Annotated in this window: 1 pseudogene; it reads right to left on the minus strand. The window is 53.2% G+C overall.

The features are described 5' to 3' along the window. Positions 1 to 29: 29 nt before the first annotated feature. Positions 30 to 222 (minus strand): annotated as a pseudogene (locus H3Z84_RS01690) (IS256 family transposase); the annotation flags it as partial.

The raw sequence follows: 222 nt of genomic DNA on the forward strand, positions 1-222 counted from the left end.
GAGTTATTGTCAAATCTGGTGTATGACCATCAGGCAGCGTTCCTGCCAGATTGATCTTCCACCTGTATTCCATCCTGAAACTGCACGTTGTCCACGACCAGCTTCAGTTGGTCAAACCCCTTGATTCGCTTCCAGCGTTTCTGGGCGGACTGGAGCAGTTTGAACACCATCGATAACGTGGTGTCGCGGGAGCCGCAGGATCGGCTCCGTTTGGTTCTCAGC

It is taken from the genome of Marinobacter sp. bablab_jr003, from assembly GCF_016464245.1.
In the GTDB taxonomy this organism is placed as follows: Bacteria; Pseudomonadota; Gammaproteobacteria; order Pseudomonadales; family Oleiphilaceae; genus Marinobacter; species Marinobacter vinifirmus.